The 17405-nt window shown below is 56.4% G+C and carries 18 protein-coding genes; 8 read left to right on the forward strand and 10 right to left on the reverse strand.

What is annotated here, in order from left to right; genetic code table 11:
• Positions 1 to 208 precede the first annotated feature (208 nt).
• Together ascF and AC791_RS00570 are read left to right on the forward strand one after the other, a co-directional pair.
• Positions 209 to 1669: a PTS cellobiose/arbutin/salicin transporter subunit IIBC gene (ascF, locus tag AC791_RS00565; RefSeq protein WP_049838544.1), complete on the forward strand. Its 1461-nt coding sequence runs from the start codon at positions 209 to 211 to the stop codon at positions 1667 to 1669.
• Positions 1666 to 3096 carry a 6-phospho-beta-glucosidase gene (locus AC791_RS00570; protein WP_049838545.1) on the forward strand — a complete coding sequence of 477 codons (1431 nt, stop codon included), beginning with the start codon at positions 1666 to 1668 and terminating at the stop codon, positions 3094 to 3096. Before ascF ends, AC791_RS00570 begins: the two co-directional genes overlap by 4 nt.
• A gap of 87 nt (positions 3097 to 3183) precedes the next feature.
• Here AC791_RS00570 and hycI read toward each other — a convergent pair whose 3' ends face one another.
• From hycI to hycA, 9 genes are all read right to left on the reverse strand, one after another.
• Positions 3184 to 3639, reverse strand: a complete 456-nt coding sequence (gene hycI / locus AC791_RS00575) for a hydrogenase maturation peptidase HycI (RefSeq protein WP_049838546.1) — start codon at positions 3637 to 3639, stop codon at positions 3184 to 3186.
• Positions 3632 to 4042: a formate hydrogenlyase maturation HycH family protein gene (locus AC791_RS00580; protein ID WP_049838547.1), complete on the reverse strand. Its 411-nt coding sequence runs from the start codon at positions 4040 to 4042 to the stop codon at positions 3632 to 3634. Before AC791_RS00580 ends, hycI begins: the two co-directional genes overlap by 8 nt.
• Positions 4039 to 4806 (reverse strand): NADH-quinone oxidoreductase subunit B family protein, encoded by a 768-nt coding sequence (locus tag AC791_RS00585; RefSeq protein WP_049838548.1) that lies wholly within the window; start codon positions 4804 to 4806, stop codon positions 4039 to 4041. The genes AC791_RS00580 and AC791_RS00585 overlap by 4 nt, the downstream gene beginning before the upstream one ends.
• Entirely contained in the window at positions 4806 to 5348 is a 543-nt protein-coding gene (locus tag AC791_RS00590; RefSeq protein ID WP_049838549.1) for a formate hydrogenlyase complex iron-sulfur subunit, read from the reverse strand. The genes AC791_RS00585 and AC791_RS00590 overlap by 1 nt, the downstream gene beginning before the upstream one ends.
• Before the next feature lie 9 nt (positions 5349 to 5357).
• Positions 5358 to 7067 (reverse strand): formate hydrogenlyase subunit HycE, encoded by a 1710-nt coding sequence (gene hycE, locus AC791_RS00595; protein ID WP_049838550.1) that lies wholly within the window; start codon positions 7065 to 7067, stop codon positions 5358 to 5360.
• A gap of 12 nt (positions 7068 to 7079) precedes the next feature.
• Positions 7080 to 8006: a respiratory chain complex I subunit 1 family protein gene (locus tag AC791_RS00600; RefSeq protein ID WP_049838551.1), complete on the reverse strand. Its 927-nt coding sequence runs from the start codon at positions 8004 to 8006 to the stop codon at positions 7080 to 7082.
• Positions 8007 to 8008: 2 nt separating this feature from the next.
• On the reverse strand, positions 8009 to 9859 hold the full coding sequence (hycC, locus tag AC791_RS00605; RefSeq protein WP_049838552.1) for a formate hydrogenlyase subunit 3: 1851 nt from the start codon (positions 9857 to 9859) through the stop codon (positions 8009 to 8011).
• Positions 9856 to 10464, reverse strand: coding sequence for a 4Fe-4S dicluster domain-containing protein (locus AC791_RS00610; RefSeq protein WP_049838553.1), 609 nt, complete (start codon positions 10462 to 10464; stop codon positions 9856 to 9858). Before AC791_RS00610 ends, hycC begins: the two co-directional genes overlap by 4 nt.
• 82 nt (positions 10465 to 10546) lie before the next feature.
• Positions 10547 to 11014 (reverse strand): formate hydrogenlyase regulator HycA, encoded by a 468-nt coding sequence (hycA, locus tag AC791_RS00615; protein WP_049838554.1) that lies wholly within the window; start codon positions 11012 to 11014, stop codon positions 10547 to 10549.
• Between the two features lie 211 nt (positions 11015 to 11225).
• Between hycA and hypA the strand changes: the two genes are divergently transcribed.
• The 6 genes from hypA (at position 11226) to flhA (ending at position 16995) form a co-directional block, all read left to right on the forward strand.
• The gene (hypA, locus tag AC791_RS00620; protein WP_049838555.1) at positions 11226 to 11576 is read left to right on the forward strand and encodes a hydrogenase maturation nickel metallochaperone HypA; all 351 of its coding nucleotides are present in this window, start codon (positions 11226 to 11228) and stop codon (positions 11574 to 11576) included.
• Between the two features lie 3 nt (positions 11577 to 11579).
• Complete coding sequence (hypB, locus tag AC791_RS00625; RefSeq protein ID WP_049838556.1) at positions 11580 to 12452, forward strand: hydrogenase nickel incorporation protein HypB; 873 nt, start codon at positions 11580 to 11582, stop codon at positions 12450 to 12452.
• Positions 12443 to 12715 carry a HypC/HybG/HupF family hydrogenase formation chaperone gene (locus AC791_RS00630; RefSeq protein WP_049838557.1) on the forward strand — a complete coding sequence of 91 codons (273 nt, stop codon included), beginning with the start codon at positions 12443 to 12445 and terminating at the stop codon, positions 12713 to 12715. The genes hypB and AC791_RS00630 overlap by 10 nt, the downstream gene beginning before the upstream one ends.
• Positions 12715 to 13836, forward strand: a complete 1122-nt coding sequence (hypD, locus tag AC791_RS00635; RefSeq protein WP_049838558.1) for a hydrogenase formation protein HypD — start codon at positions 12715 to 12717, stop codon at positions 13834 to 13836. Before AC791_RS00630 ends, hypD begins: the two co-directional genes overlap by 1 nt.
• Positions 13833 to 14843, forward strand: a complete 1011-nt coding sequence (gene hypE, locus AC791_RS00640) for a hydrogenase expression/formation protein HypE (protein WP_049838559.1) — start codon at positions 13833 to 13835, stop codon at positions 14841 to 14843. The genes hypD and hypE overlap by 4 nt, the downstream gene beginning before the upstream one ends.
• 76 nt (positions 14844 to 14919) lie before the next feature.
• Positions 14920 to 16995 (forward strand): formate hydrogenlyase transcriptional activator FlhA, encoded by a 2076-nt coding sequence (gene flhA, locus AC791_RS00645; RefSeq protein ID WP_049838560.1) that lies wholly within the window; start codon positions 14920 to 14922, stop codon positions 16993 to 16995.
• A 58-nt stretch (positions 16996 to 17053) separates the two neighbouring features.
• Here flhA and AC791_RS00650 read toward each other — a convergent pair whose 3' ends face one another.
• Positions 17054 to 17404 (reverse strand): nitrous oxide-stimulated promoter family protein, encoded by a 351-nt coding sequence (locus tag AC791_RS00650; protein WP_049838561.1) that lies wholly within the window; start codon positions 17402 to 17404, stop codon positions 17054 to 17056.
• Position 17405 lies beyond the last annotated feature (1 nt).

Consider the following 17405-nt stretch of genomic DNA (forward strand, 5'->3'; position numbering starts at 1 on the left):
CTTCACCCTCTGCCAATTTACAGCGCCAGTCTGCAAACGCCACCTGAGTCCTGGCGATCTGCATCACAATTTCGCAACATAAAAAATTTAAAACTTGCCTGGAAAATCCAAACTCATCATCCTTTTGTGGAACCGGTTTCCTATACACTATTTCATCAACGCAGCGCGGCGATGATGTCATCTAACCAAAAAACAGGACACAGATCCGATGGCAAAAAACTATGCAGCACTGGCCCGTTCGGTGCTTGATGCACTGGGCGGCGCGGATAACATCGCAGCGGTCACTCACTGCATGACGCGTCTGCGTTTTGTGGTGAAAGATCCGACTCAAATCGACAGCGCGACGCTCAAAAGCCTCAGCGGCGTCCTTGGCGTGGTGCGTAACGACAATCAGTGCCAGGTGATTATCGGCAATACCGTTTCTCAGGCCTATGGCGACGTTATCAGCCTGCTGCCGCAGGATATGCAGCCCCCGGCACCCACGGGTAAACCGCCGCTGACCCTGCGCCGCATCGGCGCGGGAATACTCGACGCGCTGATCGGCACGATGTCACCGCTGATCCCGGCGATCATCGGCGGATCGATGGTAAAACTGCTGGCGATGATCCTGGAAATGACCGGTTTACTGACCAAAGGCTCGTCAACCCTGACCATTCTGACGGTCATCGGTGACGGGGCCTTTTTCTTCCTGCCGCTGATGGTGGCCGCCTCGGCAGCAGTCAAGTTCAAAACGAATATGTCGCTGGCGATTGCTATTGCCGGGGTGCTGGTACATCCGGGCTTTATCGAATTAATGGCAAAAGCGGCGCAGGGTGAACAGGTTGAATTTGCGCTGATCCCGGTAACGGCGGTGAAATACACCTATACGGTGATCCCGGCGCTGGTAATGACCTGGTGCCTGTCGTATATCGAACGCTGGGTCGATCGCATCACGCCTGCGGTGACTAAAAACTTCCTCAAACCGATGTTGATCGTCCTGATTGCCGCCCCGCTGGCTATTCTGCTCATCGGCCCGGTGGGCATCTGGATCGGTAGCGCCATTTCGGCGCTGGTGTACACCGTTCACGATTACCTGGGCTGGCTATCGGTAGCGATTATGGGCGCACTGTGGCCGCTACTGGTGATGACCGGCATGCACCGCGTATTTACCCCGACCATCATTCAGACGATTGCTGAAACCGGCAAAGAAGGCATGGTGATGCCATCAGAAATTGGCGCTAACCTGTCGCTCGGCGGGTCTTCGCTGGCGGTCGCATGGAAAACCAAAAACCCGGAACTGCGTCAGACGGCGCTGGCGGCGGCGGCCTCGGCCATTATGGCCGGGATTTCAGAACCGGCGCTGTACGGGGTCGCCATCCGCCTGAAACGTCCATTGATAGCCAGCCTGATCAGCGGATTTATCTGCGGGGCGGTAGCGGGGATCGCCGGGCTGGCCAGCCATTCAATGGCCGCTCCGGGACTGTTTACCAGCGTCCAGTTTTTCGATCCGGCGAACCCAATGACGCTTTTCTGGGTCTTCGGCGTTATGGCGCTGGCCGTGGTACTCTCGTTTATTCTTACCCTGGTGCTGGGCTTTGAGGATATTCCGGTTGAAGCGCCTCAGCCGGAAAAAACAGCCGCCAGTAAAAACCATATTCAAAACATGGATATTCAGCGAGGTAATGCATGAGCACATCTTCCTTCCCGCAGGATTTTTTATGGGGCGGTGCAATGGCCGCCAATCAGTCTGAAGGCGCGTATCTGGAGGGCGGCAAGGGATTGACCACCGTCGATATGATCCCGCACGGTAATAACCGCCTGCCCGTTAAGCTTGGGCAGGAGAAGCGCTTTGCCCTGCGCGAGGATGAATATTATCCGAGCCACCAGGCGATTGATTTTTACCATCGTTATAAAGAAGACATCGCCCTGATGGCGGAGATGGGATTTACCGTCTTTCGCACCTCGATTGCCTGGAGCCGCCTCTATCCCAACGGCGATGAGCCGCAGCCTAATCAACAGGGTATTGCCTTTTACCGCGCCGTTTTTGAAGAGTGTAAAAAGTACAACATTGAGCCGCTGGTGACGCTATGCCATTTTGACGTGCCAATGCATCTGGTTACGGAATACGGTTCGTGGCGCAGCCGCAAAATGGTCGACTTTTTTACCCGCTATGCGCGTACCTGCTTTGAAGAATTTAACGGGCTGGTGAAATACTGGCTGACCTTTAATGAGATTAACATCATGCTGCACAGCCCCTTTTCTGGTGCCGGGCTGGTGTTTGAAGCAGACGATAATCAGGAGCAGGTAAAATATCAGGCAGCCCATCATGAACTGGTGGCCAGCGCGCTGGCGACGAAAGTCGCTCATGACATTAATCCGCAGAATCAGGTCGGCTGTATGCTGGCGGGCGGCAATTTCTATCCTTACTCCTGCAAGCCGGAAGATGTATGGATGGCGCTGGAGAAAGACCGCGAAAATCTGTTTTTCATCGATGTCCAGGCGCGCGGCGCGTATCCCGCTTATGCCGCCCGGGTGTTTCGCGAAAAAGGCATCGCCATTGTCAAAGAAGTAGGTGACGATGAGATCCTGAAGAACACCGTAGATTTTGTGTCATTCAGCTACTATGCCTCACGCTGTGCGTCTGCTGATATGAACGCCCAAAATACTAACGCCGCGAACATCGTTAAATCCCTGCGAAATCCGCATATTCAGGTCAGCGAATGGGGCTGGGGCATTGATCCACTCGGCCTGCGCATTACCATGAATATGATGTATGACCGCTACCAGAAGCCGTTGTTTTTAGTCGAAAATGGTCTTGGCGCGCATGATGAATTTAACGTCGCAGGAGAAATAGAGGATGATTATCGCATCAGTTACCTGCGCGAACACATTCGCGCAATGGGCGATGCTATTGACGACGGTATCCCGGTCATCGGCTACACCACCTGGGGCTGCATCGATCTGGTCGCCGCGTCCACCGGTGAAATGAGCAAGCGCTACGGTTTTGTGTGGGTCGACCGCGATGATGCGGGCAACGGCACCCTGGATCGTAAAAGGAAGAAATCGTTCTGGTGGTATAAAAAAGTGATTGCCAGCAACGGGGCCGACCTGACGTAATCGCCTGACGTGTTGATTAGCAAAATATAACGCTCCCTCTCAGGCCCGGTAAGCGCAGCGCCACCGGGCGGAGGATCTACCGCGGTTTCACAGTCGGGCGAAGCCACCCTCACCCTGCCAGTCGGCGAGGTGCGCATAGACGGTCTCTACCGCCTCTTTGATGGGCTGGGTCATGGGATAATAAAAGCCCACGATATCCGGCTGAATGCCGAGGAAAATCACTTCTCCAACGTCATCTTTAAGCTGATCGACCAGGTAGTTAAGCGGCATATTATGGGTGGTCATCATAAACATTTCAGCGATGTCATCCGGGTCGACAATGCGGATTTCACCGGGATTTAGCCCCATATCGGTGGCATCGACAATCAGCAGACGCGTTGGGCGCAGTTCGCGGATGGCGACAATATCGTTTTCGGGCGCGCTGCCGCCGTCAATAACTACCCAGTTCCCCTGCGGATTTGCGGCGCACATTTCTGCCAGCAGCGGCCCCGCGCCGTCGTCACCCATCATACTGTTGCCTACACACAATAAAACGTCAGTCACGGAGTCTCCTTACCATCAGATAGATGGCGCTTTCCTGGTGAATATCATGGAGCATACTGAGCATCAGTTTACTCCACTCTTGCTGCTGTGGCGTCTGCGCGGCGCGCGCGTTATCAAACGCGTGCGCCAGCATCTGGACATGGTTAAAATCAATAACGATTTCGCCGTATTTTGGCACGCCTTCCATTTTACGTCGGGCCTCGGTGCCCGTCTCCAGCGTGCCTATCCATGCCAGATAATCTTGCCACGGGCAGGTCAGCGCCGCCTCCAGACAGTCGATCACCCCAAGATGGTGACCAATCGCCAGGCTGTAATAGACCACCTGCTGCGCCTCGGCGGGCGTCGCATCGTTCTCATCAATAAATTTACGGCTCAGCTGACTGAACACCACCTTTTCACTCATCGGATACGCGCCTCTTCAACAACCTGATTCAGATGGGTCACGATCTCCGTCAGACGCGGATCTTTTTCAGCCTCCAGCCAGCGCGCAACCTGCTGCTCGCCCTGGCCTATCAGGCGCAAATAGTCGTCGGCAATCTGGCGACCGTAGCGGTAACCGGCCAGGCGACGCGCTTCGCGATCGACTTTCACGCGCAGCGGCTGCACCATATCGGGATGCAGAATTTCAGCCGCCTGTACGTCCAGCTCACCCGGCTCGCGGGCGTGGATTTTCTGCTCCAGCAGGCCAAGCGCCATCGCAAAACCGTACAGCGTGGCCGCAGGGGTTGGCGGACAGCCCGGAATGTAAACATCAACCGGAACGATTTTGTCGGTGCCGCCCCAGACGCAGTACAGGTCGTGGAAAATACCGCCGCTATTGCCGCAGGCCCCGTAAGAGATACAGATTTTCGGGTCCGGCGCAGACTGCCAGGCGCGCAGCGCCGGGGAGCGCATAGCGCGAGTCACGGCCCCCGTGAAGAGCAGAATATCCGCATGACGCGGCGACGGAACCACTTTGATTCCGAAGCGCTCAGCATCGAACAGCGGCGAAATAGAGGCGAAAATTTCGATTTCACAGCCGTTGCAGCCGCCGCAGTCCACGCGATAAACGTAGGCTGAACGTTTGATGTTTTTCAGCAGCGAGGTTTTCATGCTGGCGATGGATTCGTCCACCGTCATCGGCACCGGAATGCCGTTGGCATCGCGCGGACCTAATAAATTGCTCATTAACTGGCCTCTTTCATATGACGCGTCAATTCAATGCGGTCGGACGGCACCAGGCATTTCTGACGCTTACAGTCCGGGCAAGTCTCAAATATTTCGCGGTGGTGTTCCGCACGGCTGTCGCCGTTATGTTTGAGCAGGGCAATGGCGTAGTCGATCTCTTTTTGCACCGCAAAAGGCCGCTGGCACACCCGGCAGTTGCATAGCGCAAAACGCGACTGCTGAAGAAAGTCTTCTTTTCGCCACACCGCCAGCTCGTACTCCTGCGAAAGCTTAATTGCCGCTGTCGGACACACTTCTTCGCAGCGAGCACAGAAAATGCAGCGCCCGAGATTGAACTGCCACGCCTGCTCGCCGGTAGCAAGATCGGTTTCAACGGTTAGCGCATTGGACGGACAGGCGTTCACACACGCCGCACATCCGATACACTGCTGCGGATTGTGCTCCGGTTTGCCGCGAAAATTAGGATCGACGGCAATCGGCTCCAGCGGGTATGAGGACGTCGCCGTGCCGGTTTTAATAACTTTTTTGATAAAGGTAAACATGGCGATTCCTTATTTCAGCGGCGAGTTTTTGCGCTCAATGCTGTAACGCTCAAGTTCTTTGTACGGCACCACTTTGCTTTTCTTCTTCCGCACATCGACGACGGTCATGCGGTCGGTACAGGAGTAGCAAGGATCGAGGCTACCGATAATCAACGGTGCGTCGGAAACGGTATTGCCGCGCAGCATATAACGCAGCGTCGGCCAGTTCGCATAGGTCGCCGCACGGCAGCGCCAGCGGTACAGCTTCTGGTTGTCGCCGGTCATGCTCCAGTGAATATCGTCCCCACGAGGCGCTTCGGAAAAACCGAGGGCGAAGCGGTTCGGAATATACGTAAAACCATCGACCATCAGCGCGCCACCCGGCAGATTGTCGAGGCCGTAGTCGATCATATTCAGGGCGGTAAACACTTCGTTAATACGCACTTTGAGGCGTGAAATGACGTCACAGCCCTGCTCGCTGTGGACTTCCATCGGCAGCAGGCCATAACCGACAAACGGATGGTCGGCGCGGGTATCGCGGGCGTGGCCGCTGGCGCGAACCATTGGGCCAACGTTGCTGAAATCACGGGCGATTTCCGGGTCGAGGCGACCCACACCGACGGTACGCTGCTCCATATTCGGCGTACTGAGCAGAACATCTACCAGCTCTTTCACGTCACGACGCATCTGCTGCGCCAGCAGGCGGGTCTGGATCATGTCGTCTTTCAGCAGATCGCGACGGATGCCGCCAATCAGGTTCATGCCGTAGGTTTTACGCGCCCCGGTCAGGATCTCCGCCATTTTCATGGAGGCTTCGCGCACGCGGAAGAACTGCATAAAGCCGGAGTCAAAACCGGTAAAGTGACAGGCCAGGCCGAGGTTCAGCAGATGCGAGTGCAGACGCTCCACTTCCAGCAGAATGGCGCGGATCATCTGGGCGCGTTCCGGCACCACAATTCCCATCGCGTTTTCAACAGAGGTGGTATAAGCCGTGCTGTGGGCAAAGCCGCAGATACCACACACGCGGTCAGAAAGGAAGGTGACTTCGTTATAACCCATCCGGGTTTCTGCCAGTTTTTCCATACCGCGATGGACATAAAACAGGCGATAGTCAGCATCAATAATATTTTCGCCGTCAACAAACAGGCGGAAGTGGCCTGGTTCATCAGACGTCACGTGCAGCGGGCCAATCGGCACCACGTTATTTTTCTTATCGCCCAGTTCGTTAATGAACTGGTAGGTCTCGGCGTCGGTAGTCGGCGCGGGACGCTGACGATAATCCATGCTGTCTTTACGCAGCGGATAGAGATCGTCCGGCCAGTCGTCGGGCAGCACCAGCCGGCGCTCGTCCGGCAGGCCGACCGGGATCAGGCCATACATGTCGCGCACTTCGCGCTCGCCCCATACCGCCGCAGGGACGCGCGGCGTGACGGACGGAAACTCCAGCGTATTCGCATCGACGTCGACGCGCACGGTTATCCAGCACTTCGTCCCCTGCTCCATCGACATCACGTAGTAAACCGCATAATTGCCGCACAGCGGACGTTCATCGTTACCGAACAGGACCGACAGCCAGCCGCCCTGTTGGTAATAAAGAAACTCCACCACTTCCGGTAGGGAGTTCACCTTCACGGTGATTGTGATTTGATCTTTCGTCTGCCACGCTTCATCCAGCACAGCGCCCGGAAAAGCCTGATGCAGTGCGGCGAGATAGTGTTGACCGATTTTTTCTTCAGACATAAATAAATTCTCTTAAAACGCCGCCAGCAGGGAGACGAAAGCTAAAAAGGCAATACCGAATCCGGCCCAGGTAATGCGTCCGGTGATATCAAGACGCAGCCGCGCCATGCTGTTTTCGAACAGCGCGATAATCAGCACGCCGATAACGACTTTTACGACGGCCACGATCAGCGCCAGCAGCAGACCGCCGATGCTGAAGCTGGTCATTTGTCCCCACGGGATAAATACACCGACGAACATTTGCAGAACCACCAGCTGTTTCAGGCTGATAGCCCACTTGATCACGCCAAAACCGCTGCCGCTGTATTCAGACAGCGGACCTTCCTGTAACTCCTGCTCCGCTTCCGCAAGGTCAAACGGCAGTTTGCCCATTTCGATGAACGTGGCGAAAGCACAGGCACACAGTGCGAGGATCAGCGGAATACTGCGCGCAACAGGCCAGTGATACAGCGTGTCGGTAATGCTGCTAATGTGCGTGGAGCCAGCCACCTGCGCAGCAACCCACAGGCCGAGCAGCAGCATCGGCTCCACCAGCACGCCCAGCATCGCTTCACGGCTTGCGCCGATGGCTGTGAACGGGCTGCCGGTATCCAGACCTGAAATGGCGAAGAAAAAGCGCGCGACGGCGAACAGATAGATAAGGGTGATCAGATCGCCCAGCTCCGGCAGTGGAGAGGCGACCGTCACCACCGGCAGCGTGGCGGCAATCGCCAGCATCACGCCGGCCATCACAAACGGGGTCGCGCGAAATACCCAGCCGGCAGCGGCAGGCGAAACGCTCTGACGCCCCATCAGTTTGATAATGTCGCGGTACTCCTGGAGAACGCCGGGTCCGCGACGGTTATGCATTCGGGCACGCGCCACGCGGGTGATGCCGGAAAGCAGCGGCGCGAAGGCAAACAGCGCCAGCGCCTGAATTAAAGCAAGAACATAGGTCATTTTCAGGCTCCTCGCGTAACCACAATCACTACCAGTACCGCCAGCTCAACCAGCGCAATACGGCGGCACAGAACCGCGATGCAGTCGCCCTGCCAGCCGGGAATGAAGCGCACCGGGTTCAGCCATTTGCGCAGCTTAAGCACCGGCGCAAATGCCTCTTTTACCGGCATCGCAAAACCGTGCGCGGTAATGACCATGGACCGTTCGTGATCGTAGCCGCAAACCCAGGCCGGACCGCGTGAACGGGCAGACAGACGGTCGCGTTTGAACACCATCATGATGATGAACGGCAGTAGCGGACAGGCGATCAGCAGCAGAGCGATCATCGGCTGCGATACCACGGAGGCCGTGGCGTCGGCGCTGAAATGGAAGAGACTACCGACTAACGGCAGCAGCCACGGCGCAGCGATACCGCCGACGATACAGCTCAGTGCAGCCAGACCGACGCTGATATTCATCAGCCACGGCGCGGACGTTGCATTCTCCGCTTCCTTCGTGCGCGGTGCGCCAAGGAAGGTAACGCCGTAGACTTTTGCCATACACATCACGGCCAGCGCACCGGTGATCGCCAGCCCGACGGCCAGCAGCGGTCCGAGAAGACGCGCAACAAAGACGCTGTGATTGCCTAACGCGAAGAACGATTGATAGATAACCCACTCGCCCGCAAAACCGTTCAGCGGCGGCAGCGCGGCCATCGCCATCAGACCCACCAGCATCGCCAGCGAAATCAGCGGCATTTTTTTACCGATGCCGCCCAGCTTCTCGATGTCGCGATGGCCAGTACGGAACCAGACCGCGCCTGCGCCCAGGAATAACGTCGTTTTAAACAGACTGTGGTTAACGAGGTGATAGAGTCCGCCGGTAAAGCCCAGCACCATCAATAGCGGTGAACGCAGCGATATACCCGCCACGCCAACGCCCAACCCCAGCAGGATAATGCCGATGTTTTCCAGGGTGTGATAGGCCAGCAGACGCTGGATATTGTGCTCCATCAGCGCATACAGGCCGCCAACAAAGGCCGTAATCATACCCAGCACCAGCAGTACGACGCCCCACCATAGCGGAACATTCACTTCCAGGGTGGTAAAGGTCAGTAACCCAAACAGCCCTACTTTCATCACCACTGTAGAAAATAGCGCCGCAGCAGGCGCGCTGGCACTGGCGTGGGCCTGCGGAACCCAGCTGTGCAGCGGGATGACGCCTGCCAGCAGCCCAAAGCCGATGACAGCAAGTAGCCAGATATCATTGCCCAGCGGCTGTTGTAGTACGCGCAAGTGCACCAGACCAATATTGAGCGAACCGTAGCGCTGCCACGTCAGCCAGCAGGCAATGGCCAGCAGAAGGGTGCCCAGGCGTCCCAGTACAAACCACAGTTTGCCGGATTGCGCGCAACCGGTAAGAAATGCGGCGCACAGTGCCATGACTTCAGCCATCACCACCAGTGTACCAAGGTTACTTGCGGTCACCGCACAGACGGCCGCGGCCATCAGCACATTGACCAGCAGACCGTTGGATTTCACCTGTGCATGACCGTGCCAGCTAATGTTGAAGAGGCTAATAAACAGTGCCGATAAGCCAATTGCCACCAGCCATACGGCATTAATACCGGTCAGCTCAACGCTCAGATGCGTATAAGGTATCGCCGCCATGTTGACGGACACGCCCTGGCTGCCGGCAGCCATCCAGCTCATCAATACCTGGAAACCACCAATGGCGACCATGGCGCTTGCTATCGCACCGCCGATCCCGGCAATGGCTCCACTCACTCTTTTCCCGGCGCAAAACACGCCTGCCAGCACCGCGCTGGCGACATACCAGACCACCGCCTGGCTTACTAAAGAAGCCGCCGTCATTTCGCCTCTCCATTTTGAGCCTGAAACAGCGACAAATCGCCGAAGTCGGTATTAATAGTCAGCGCACGCTTACGCTTGTTAGCCAGCGTAATGTCGCGGTTATTCACGATCATCAGCGCTTTTGTTGGACAGGTGCGCACACACGCCGGTCCCTGCTCATCGAAATCACACATATCGCATTTCACCGCAATGGCGCGGACACCCGGGACCCAGTCCAGCAGCGTGCTCACGCGAGCCGGTGCCGGCGGTGCCGGTGGCGCTTTCGACGTGTTAGCGTTTGCCGGAATATACAGCGGTCGGCTGCCGGAAAATTCAATCGCGCCAAACGGACAGGCAATGCCGCACAGCTTGCAGCTTACGCACAGGCTCTCATTCAGCTGTACCGCACCGTCGACGCGGGTAATCGCGTTAACCGGACAAACTCCGGCGCACGGCGCATCTTCACAGTGGTGGCACATCTGCGGAGCAGATTCTTTTTCATTACGCATAACACGCAGACGCGGCATGACTTGCAGGCCGTGCTGACGATGCGTCTCGGCACAGGCAGCCTCACAGGTGCGGCAGCCGATACAGAGGGTGGAGTCAGCAATTACAAAACGATTCACCAGGCATTCCTCAGGTGATTGTCATTTTTGACGAAATCGTGTCGGCCGGTGTCAATTTCGACACTTATCGACACGGGTAACTTCAGGCCAGCGTGGCCTGTCCCTGTTTGTTCACCAGTTGGCTTAAATCAACAGGAAGATCGTTTTCTACCGCGGTATACAGGCTGTCATATACGGCAGAGATCTTTTCCAGATAGTGCTCAAGCACCTGCTCGCGATTGCGGCTATCAATACGGCCGTCGACCTTGCCGTCGCTGGTTAATTGCGCCTGCGCAATCAGCTGCTTATCTTCACCCTCGCGCGTCTCAACGTAATATTCGATGGTATGGCTGTTGAAGCCTGCGGCCAGCGTGACGTAAATCGTGAAGTGCTCAAAAAGGACAAAACAGAGATCTTTTTCCGGCGCGCAGCTCATCGCATGATGCAGACGGGCTTTAGATAGCGTCAGCCCCTGGACCAAAGAATTGCAGTAGTTGCGCCACTGATCCTGCTGGCGGCGGTGTCGATCAGCGATGTAATCAGCTTTCTCGCTAATTTCCCAAATAGTCATGTCAGGTTACCCGGTTAAAAGAGACATCCCTGATAAGCACTTTCTATGCCAGTTTTTAATTATCTGATTTTTATGAATTTTATAATAGAGACTGCAATTTATTGACATGTCATTTCGTCACCTCGACATCGTCACCGACAGCGCTACTTTGCTGTTCAGGGGTAACTGGCACCGTTATTGCATTAGTTGGGCATCTTGTACCGGAGGGGCTATGCACGAAATTACGCTCTGCCAGCGGGCGCTGGAGATCATCGAACAACAGGCCGCATCGCACGGCGCAAAACGCGTGACCGGCGTATGGCTCAAAGTGGGCGCGTTTTCCTGCGTAGAGCCTGCGGCCCTTACCTTTTGTTTTGATCTGGTCTGCCGCGGCACGCTGGCAGAAGGCTGTAAACTGCACGTTGAAGAACAACAGGCGGAATGCTGGTGCGATCGCTGCCAGCAATTTGTTCATCTGGTTTCACAGCACGTCCGCCGCTGCCCGCAGTGCGAGAGCGGCACGTTGCAGATCGTGGCCGACGATGGATTACAGATCCAGCGCCTTGAAATTGATCAGGAGTAAATTATGTGTACGACATGCGGTTGTGCTGAAGGCAACCTTTATATTGAGGGTGACGAACATAACCCGCACTCCGCGTTTCGCAGCGCGCCCTTCGCGCCTGCGTCTCGCCCGGCACTCGCTATTACCGGCCTGAAAACAGCCGGTTTTCATCCGCAAGAGTCAACGGGTGGCGATCTGCATTATGGTCACGGTGAAGCCGGAACCCACGCTCCCGGCATCAGCCAGCGGCGAATGCTGGAAGTCGAAATCAACGTGCTGGATAAAAACAATCAGCTCGCTGCCCGCAATCGCGCGCGCTTTGCCGCTCAGGAGCAACTGGTGCTGAATCTGGTTTCCAGCCCCGGCTCCGGTAAAACCACCCTGCTGACCGAAACGCTGCTGCGCCTGAAAGATAAGGTCTCCTGTGCGGTCATCGAAGGCGATCAGCAAACGGTCAACGACGCCGCCCGTATTCGCGCAACCGGCACACCGGCGATTCAGGTGAATACCGGTAAAGGGTGTCATCTTGACGCTCAGATGATTGCCGATGCCGCCCCGCGCCTGCCGCTGGAAAAAAACGGCATTCTGTTTATTGAAAATGTCGGCAATCTGGTCTGCCCGGCAAGCTTCGATCTCGGTGAACGCTGTAAGGTGGCGGTGCTGTCAGTCACTGAAGGAGAAGATAAACCGCTGAAATATCCGCATATGTTTGCCGCCGCTTCGCTGATGCTGCTTAATAAAGTGGACTTACTGCCGTACCTGAATTTTGACGTGGAGCAGTGCATCGCCGCGGCGCGAGAAGTGAACCCTGAAATTGAAATCATGCTTATTTCCGCCACCAGCGGCGAAGGCATGGAGACCTGGCTCACCTGGCTGGAGGCGCAGCGATGTGCATAGGCGTTCCGGGGCAAATTCGCACCATTGACGGCAACCTGGCGAGAGTGGACGTCTGCGGCGTGCAACGCGAGGTCGATCTGACGCTGGTCGGCCACTGCGATGAAAACGGCGCATCCCGTCTTGGCCAGTGGGTACTGGTACACGTCGGTTTTGCGATGAGCGTGATTGATGAAGCAGAGGCGCGCGACACGCTCGAGGCGCTGCAAAATATGTTTGAAGTCGAGCCGGACGTCGGCGCGCTGCTGTTTGGCGAGGAGAAGTAATGCGTTTCGTTGATGAATACCGCGCGCCAGAACAGGTTATGCAGCTTATAGATCATCTGCGGAGTCGGGCGGTGCATCTGGATTATACCGCTGCCCGTCCCTTACGCATTATGGAAGTCTGCGGCGGCCACACCCACGCGATTTTCAAATTTGGCCTCGACCAGCTGCTGCCGGAAAATATCGAATTTATTCATGGTCCCGGCTGCCCGGTATGCGTGCTGCCGATGGGCCGCATTGATAGCTGTATTGAAATCGCCAGCCACCCGGAGGTGATTTTTTGTACCTTTGGTGATGCGATGCGGGTGCCGGGTAAAAATGGCTCGCTGATGCAGGCCAAAGCACGCGGTGCGGATATTCGAATTATCTACTCGCCGATGGATGCCCTGCGGCTGGCGCAGGAAAACCCGGACCGCAAAGTGGTCTTTTTCGGCCTGGGGTTTGAAACCACCATGCCCGCGACGGCGATCGTCCTTCAGCAGGCTCTGGCGCGTAACCTCAACAATTTCTTCTTTTTCTGCCAGCACATAACCCTGATCCCCACCCTGCGCAGCCTGCTTGAGCAGCCGGATAACGGGATTGACGCATTCCTCGCTCCCGGTCACGTCAGCATGGTAATTGGCGTGGAGGCATACGGTTTTATCGCCGATACTTATCAGCGCCCGCTGGTGGTCGCCGGCTTTGAACCGCTTGATCTTCTGCAGGGCGTCACTATGCTGGTTGAGCAAAAAATCACGGCCTGTAGTCAGGTTGAAAACCAGTATCGTCGCGTGGTGCCGGACGCCGGTAATCCTCGCGCCCAGGACGCCATTGCCGACGTCTTTACCGTCAAGGGCGAAAGCGAGTGGCGCGGGCTGGGACTGATTGCCGATTCTGGCGTTCAGCTTACCGCACCTTATCAGCGCTTTGACGCCGAGGCGCATTTTCAGCCAGCCCCACAGCAAACCAGCGACGATCCGCGTGCGCGCTGCGGCGATGTCCTGACGGGGCGCTGCAAACCGCATCAATGCCGGTTATTTGGGAATACCTGTAATCCGCAAAGTGCCTTTGGCGCGCTAATGGTTTCCTCCGAAGGAGCCTGTGCCGCCTGGTATCAATATCGAAGCCAGGAGTGCGAAAAATGAAAACGATTCAGATTGCCCACGGCAGCGGCGGTCAGGCGATGCAACAGTTGATCGGCGACCTGTTTATGCAGGCTTTTGCTAATCCGTGGCTGCTGGAACAGGAAGACCAGGCGCGCCTGAGTCTGGCGCAGTTCACCGCTCAGGGCGACCGACTGGCCTTTTCCACCGACAGCTATGTTATCGATCCGCTTTTTTTTCCCGGCGGTGATATCGGCAAGCTCGCGGTGTGCGGAACGGCCAATGACGTGGCGGTAAGCGGCGCAATTCCCCGCTTTCTCTCCTGCGGCTTCATCCTTGAAGAAGGGCTGGAGATGGCAACGCTCGAGGCGGTAGTCAATAGCATGGCGCAAACGGCCAGAGCGGCCGATATCGCCATTGTCACCGGCGACACAAAAGTGGTGCCGCGCGGTGCGGCAGACAAATTGTTTATCAATACCGCAGGCATCGGCGCCATCCCGGCCGATCTTCACTGGGGGGCGCAATCTCTGATGCCTGGTGACGTTCTGCTGGTCAGCGGCACGCTCGGTGACCACGGCGCGACGATCCTCAATCTGCGTGAGCAGCTGGGACTGGACGGCGCGCTGAGCAGCGACTGTGCGGTATTAACGCCGCTTATCCAGATGCTGCGCCCTGTGCCGGGCATCAAAGCGCTACGCGATGCGACACGCGGCGGAGTGAACGCCGTCGCGCATGAATTCGCGCTTTCCAGCGGCTGCGGCGTCGAGCTTCACGAGCAGCACCTGCCGGTAAAAGATGCGGTGCGCGGCGTATGCGAACTGTTGGGCCTTGATCCGCTTAATTTTGCTAACGAAGGTAAACTGGTGATTGCAGTCAGTCGCGACACGGCAGAGCAGGCGCTGGCGCAACTTCAGTCACATCCGCTGGGTCGCGAGGCTGCTATTATTGGGGAAGTGGTTGAACGTAAAGGGGTGCGCCTGACCGGTCTGTATGGTATTAAACGCACTCTGGATTTGCCTCATGCCGAACCCTTACCGCGGATTTGTTGATCCGGACTCAAAACATTATTACGCTTTTTAATCATTTCTTTCGCGCCGCATTAGCGGCGCTTTGTGGACAAGAGCAATGTCGTATACCCCGATGGGCGATCTTGGACAGCAGGGTCTGTTTGATATTACCCGGACTCTTTTACAACAGCCCGATCTCGCCGCGCTGAGCGAAACGCTCACCCAGCTTGCCCGGCAGTCTGCGCTCGCCGATAGCGCGGCTTTAGTGCTGTGGCGCGACGGCAATCATCGAGCCAGATACTATACGACACGGACGTCAGGTGGTGCGCAGGAGTATGAGGATGAAACCGTGCTGGCCCATGGCCCGCTGCGGCGTTTTCTCTCCCGTCCGGAAGCACTGCATTGCAGCTACGCGGAGTTCAGCGAAACCTGGTCGCAGCTTGCCAGCAAACTCTACGATCCTTTTGGGCACTATTGCCTGCTGCCGCTGGCGGCGGAAGGCCACATTTTTGGCGGCTGCGAGTTTATTCGTAATGATGACCGCCCGTGGACGGAAAAAGAATATGCGCGTCTGCACGCGCTGGCGCAAATAGTCGGCATCGTCGCCGAACAAATCCAGAATCGGGTCAGTAATAACGTTGATTATGATTTACTGTGTCGTGAACGCGATAACTACCGCATTCTGGTCGCCATTACCAATGCCGTGCTCTCCCGACTCGACATGGACGAACTGGTCAGCGAAGTCGCGAAGGAGATCCACTACTATTTTCGCATTGATGCTATCAGCATCGTGCTGCGCAGTAACCGCAAGGGCAAACTGAATATTCACTCCACCCACTATCTTGATGCTAATGAGCCGGTGCACGATCAGAGTGAGGTGGTTGAAACCGGTACGCTTTCTGAGCGGGTCTTTAAGAGCAAGGAGATGCTGCTGCTCAATCTCCACCAGCGCGATCAGCTTGCGCCTTACGAACGTATGCTGTTCGAAATGTGGAACAACCAAATTCAGACGCTGTGCCTGTTGCCGCTGATGTCCGGCGATACCATGCTCGGCGTACTCAAGCTGGCGCAGTGTGACGAAAAAGCCTTTACGACCACTAATCTTAAGCTGCTGCGGCAAATCGCCGAGCGCGTGGCCATTGCGGTGGACAACGCGCTGGCCTATCAGGAGATCCACCGCCTGAAAGAACGTCTGGTGGATGAAAACCTGGCGCTGACCGAGCAGCTTAATAATGTCGACAGCGATTTTGGTGAGATCATTGGCCGCAGTGAAGCAATGCATAACGTGCTGCGTCAGGTCGAAATGGTGGCACAGAGCGACAGCACGGTGCTGATCCTCGGTGAAACCGGCACCGGCAAGGAGCTGATTGCCCGCGCGATCCATAACCTCAGTGGACGCAACAATCGCCGGATGGTGAAGATGAATTGTGCCGCGATGCCCGCCGGGTTGCTTGAGAGCGACCTGTTTGGCCACGAGCGCGGTGCGTTTACCGGGGCCAGCGCCCAGCGTATTGGTCGTTTCGAACTGGCGGATAAAAGCTCGCTGTTTCTCGATGAGGTTGGCGATATGCCGCTGGAGCTTCAGCCGAAGCTGCTACGGGTATTGCAGGAGCAGGAGTTTGAGCGTCTCGGCAGTAACAAACTGATCCGTACGGATGTCCGGCTGATCGCCGCCACCAATCGCGATCTGCTAAAAATGGTGCTCGATCGTGAGTTTCGCAACGATCTTTACTATCGCCTGAATGTGTTTCCGATTAACCTGCCGCCGCTACGCGAGCGTCCGGAAGATATTCCCCTACTGGTGAAAGCGCTGACGTTTAAAACGGCGCGCCGAATGGGCCGTAATATTGACAGTATACCGGCGGAAACTCTGCGTCTGCTGGCCCAGATGGAGTGGCCGGGCAACGTTCGTGAACTGGAAAACGTTATCGAACGTGCGGTGCTGCTGACGCGGGGAAGCGTCCTGCAACTTTCCCTGCCAGAGCTGAATTTCAGTTCCTCCGCAGAGGCAGAACCGGCAACAGAAATCGCGCAGGAAGGTGAAGATGAGTATCAGCTTATTCTGCGGGTACTAAAAGAAACCAACGGCGTGGTGGCCGGGCCAAAAGGCGCAGCTCAGCGCCTGGGTCTGAAGCGGACAACGTTACTGTCGCGTATGAAACGACTGGGTATCGATAAAGACACGCTGGAGTGATCGGCCAGATGTTACCAGTGCAGCCCCTCGCCGGATAATGCCTGATGGCCTGCGCTTATCAGGCCTTATTTTTTGGCCGGTATTTTTCCGGTAGCGCTGGCACCGGGCGGCGATCGTCAATGAGGTGGCGTACGGTGAGGATCGGATGGCGCCACAACATGCGCGGTCCCGCCCAGCGCATAATATGCTTCATCTCTTCACGTTTTGCCGGCTGATAACAATGAACCGGACACTGTTTGCAGGCCGGTTTCTGTTCACCAAACACACACTTATCCAGCCGTTTATCGGCATAGGCGTTCAGCGCCAGATAATGGGCGTCATCCGCCAGCGCCTCAGGGCAATGACGCTGGTAGAGCGCAATCATCCGGCGAATAGTCAGTTTTTCACGCGCGATACGTTTATCAGACATG

Origin of the sequence: Klebsiella sp. RIT-PI-d (assembly GCF_001187865.1) — a bacterium.
Classification (GTDB): domain Bacteria; phylum Pseudomonadota; class Gammaproteobacteria; order Enterobacterales; family Enterobacteriaceae; genus Superficieibacter.

Excerpts from the sequence above, each read along its gene's own strand:
- hycA (WP_049838554.1), bottom strand. The coding sequence starts at position 11,014 with ATGACTATTTGGGAAATTAGCGAGAAAGCTGATTACATCGCTGATCGA.
- hypD (WP_049838558.1), top strand. The coding sequence starts at position 12,715 with ATGCGTTTCGTTGATGAATACCGCGCGCCAGAACAGGTTATGCAGCTT.
- AC791_RS00590 (WP_049838549.1), bottom strand. The coding sequence starts at position 5,348 with ATGTTTACCTTTATCAAAAAAGTTATTAAAACCGGCACGGCGACGTCC.
- hypA (WP_049838555.1), top strand. The coding sequence starts at position 11,226 with ATGCACGAAATTACGCTCTGCCAGCGGGCGCTGGAGATCATCGAACAA.
- hypE (WP_049838559.1), top strand. The coding sequence starts at position 13,833 with ATGAAAACGATTCAGATTGCCCACGGCAGCGGCGGTCAGGCGATGCAA.
- AC791_RS00570 (WP_049838545.1), top strand. The coding sequence starts at position 1,666 with ATGAGCACATCTTCCTTCCCGCAGGATTTTTTATGGGGCGGTGCAATG.
- AC791_RS00630 (WP_049838557.1), top strand. The coding sequence starts at position 12,443 with ATGTGCATAGGCGTTCCGGGGCAAATTCGCACCATTGACGGCAACCTG.
- AC791_RS00650 (WP_049838561.1), bottom strand. The coding sequence starts at position 17,404 with ATGTCTGATAAACGTATCGCGCGTGAAAAACTGACTATTCGCCGGATG.
- AC791_RS00600 (WP_049838551.1), bottom strand. The coding sequence starts at position 8,006 with ATGACCTATGTTCTTGCTTTAATTCAGGCGCTGGCGCTGTTTGCCTTC.
- hycC (WP_049838552.1), bottom strand. The coding sequence starts at position 9,859 with ATGACGGCGGCTTCTTTAGTAAGCCAGGCGGTGGTCTGGTATGTCGCC.
- hypB (WP_049838556.1), top strand. The coding sequence starts at position 11,580 with ATGTGTACGACATGCGGTTGTGCTGAAGGCAACCTTTATATTGAGGGT.
- AC791_RS00580 (WP_049838547.1), bottom strand. The coding sequence starts at position 4,042 with ATGAGTGAAAAGGTGGTGTTCAGTCAGCTGAGCCGTAAATTTATTGAT.
- AC791_RS00585 (WP_049838548.1), bottom strand. The coding sequence starts at position 4,806 with ATGAGCAATTTATTAGGTCCGCGCGATGCCAACGGCATTCCGGTGCCG.
- hycE (WP_049838550.1), bottom strand. The coding sequence starts at position 7,067 with ATGTCTGAAGAAAAAATCGGTCAACACTATCTCGCCGCACTGCATCAG.
- flhA (WP_049838560.1), top strand. The coding sequence starts at position 14,920 with ATGTCGTATACCCCGATGGGCGATCTTGGACAGCAGGGTCTGTTTGAT.
- ascF (WP_049838544.1), top strand. The coding sequence starts at position 209 with ATGGCAAAAAACTATGCAGCACTGGCCCGTTCGGTGCTTGATGCACTG.